We start from the raw sequence: 2,161 nt of genomic DNA, 5'->3' as shown, positions 1-2,161 counted from the left end.
GCGGAACGCTACGCGGACGCCGCCGGGGCGGGTCTGCTGGCGGTCTTCGGTGCCACGGCCGCGCTGACCGGCGGCCCGCGGCGGGCCACCGCCGCCGCGCTGGCCATGCTCCCGCGCCCGGCTGGTCTTGGCCGGGAGGGCTTCTGCGACCAGCTCACCGTCGTCCTGGCGCGCCGGGGAGCGCAGGTGATGAGCCCCGGGGCGCTGCGGCTGCTGGACCGGGTCGACACGGTCGTGCTCGACTCCGACGTGCTGGTCGGCACGGCGTTCACCCTCGGTGAGGTCATCCCACTGGCCGGTGCCGACGCGAGCAAGGTCGCCGTCCGGGCGTACGCGCTGTTCCAGCCGGCCGATCCGACGGCGACGGCCCAGGCGGACGGCTGGACGCTCGCACCGATCGAACGGCTGCTCGGCGACGACGGCAGGCTCGGCGACGACGGCAGGCCCGGTGACGACGGCAGGCCCGGTGACGACGGCAGGCCCGGTGACGACGGCAGGACCGGTGACGACGGCAGGACCGGTGAGAGCCGGCGTGACGAGGGCCGGCGTGACGAGGGCCGGCGTGACGAGGGCCGGCGTGACGAGGGCCGGCGCGGCGAGGGCCGGCGTGACGAGGGCCGGCGCGGTGAGAGCCGGCGCGGTGAGAGCCGGCGCGGCGAGGGCCGGCGTGATGAGAGCCGGCGCGGCGAGGACTCGGGCCGGGCGCAGTGGCGGCGGCTGCGGGCGGCGGGGGCGCACACGATCCTCGGCCTCGCCCGGGGCACGGCGGTGACGGCGGTGGTGACGGCCGTGCCCGAGCGGGCCGAGGGCGCCGAGGCGCTGCTGGCCTCCTGCCGGCGCAGCGGGCTGACGGTACGGGTGGCCGGCGGTGACGCCTGCCCGGGTGACGGCTTCGGGTTCCCGGTGATCCCGGGCGGGCGCCGTCTGCCGGCCGCCGTCGGTGACCTGCGGGCGGCGGGCGGCGGGGTGCTGGTCGTCTCGCACCGGCGTCCCGCGGTGGGCGGCGCCGACTGCGGGGTGGGAGTCGACGGCCCCGACGGCGCGCCGGCCTGGGGCGCCGACGTCCTCGTCGGGACGGACCTGCGAGCCGCCGCGATGTTGGTGGAGGCGGCCGCCGTGGCGGCCCGGGTGAGCCGGCACGCGGTGCGGCTCGCCCAGATCGGCTCCGGCGCCGGCGCGCTGGTCGCGCTGACCGGTGTCGGCCCACGGCTGCTCTCCCGGGCGATGCTCATGGTGCACGGGGCCGCTGCCCTCGCGTTCGGTTACGGCGTCTGGGCGGCCCGCGAGCTCGGCCGGCGCCCGTCGCCGCCGGGCATTGCGCGTACGCCCTGGCATGTGCTCTCGACGCGGCGTGTCCTTGCCGGGCTGGGCAGCTCACCGGACGGCCTGACCAGCGCGCAGGCCGCGTCGCGGCGTGCCGCCGACCCCTCGCTGGGCCCCTCGCTGGGCCCCTCGCTGGGCCCCTCGCTGGGCCTCCCGGTGGGCGAGGCCGCCCCCGGCCCGCTCGCCGCGCTCGCCCGGGAGCTGGCAAGCCCGCTGACCCCGGTCCTGCTGGGCGGGGCGGCGCTGTCGGCTGCCAGCGGCTCGGTGCTGGACGCGGGCCTGGTGGTCAGCGTGGCCGTCATGTCGGCGCTGGTGGGCGCGGTGCAGCGGCGGCGGGCCGACCGCGCGCTCGCCCAGCTGTTCGCCTGGTCCGCGCTGCGGGCCCGGGCGCGCCGGGACGGTGCCGACGTCGAGCTCACCGCGCGGGAACTGGTCCCCGGCGACGTGATCTCGATCGGGCCGGGGGATGTCGTCCCCGCCGACGCCCGGCTGCTGTCGGCGACCAGCCTGGAGGTCGACGAGTCGTCGCTGACCGGGGAGTCCCTGCCGGTGACGAAGTCGCCGCGTCCGGTCGCCGCCAGCTATGTCGCGGAGCGCACCTCGATGGTGTACGAGGGAACCACCGTGGTCGCGGGCGCCGCGACGGCCGCCGTCGTGGCGACGGGCCCGGCCACCGAGGCGGGCCGTGGCATGGCCACGGCCGCCGGCCCGGCCAAGGCTGTCGGTGTCGAGGCCCGGCTGGCCGCGATCACCGAGTTCACCGCGCCGGTGGCGCTCGGCGCGGCCGCGGTCCTGCTCGCCTCCGGGCTCGTCCGTGGCCGGCCCGCCGGCGACACGC

General features: G+C 78.9%; 1 protein-coding gene. It reads left to right on the top strand.

Annotated features, from left to right (window positions below; translation table 11 throughout):
- The coding region (locus NBX02_RS12645) for a P-type ATPase (protein ID WP_445548400.1) at positions 1-2,161 on the top strand (2,161 nt) is incomplete at both ends.

The sequence above is a fragment of the Protofrankia sp. CiP1_Cm_nod1 genome (assembly GCF_920888515.1).
Classification (GTDB): Bacteria; Actinomycetota; Actinomycetes; order Frankiales; family Frankiaceae; genus Protofrankia.
The sequence above is the reverse complement of the archived record's forward strand: the minus strand, read 5'-3'. Positions and strand labels throughout refer to the sequence as shown.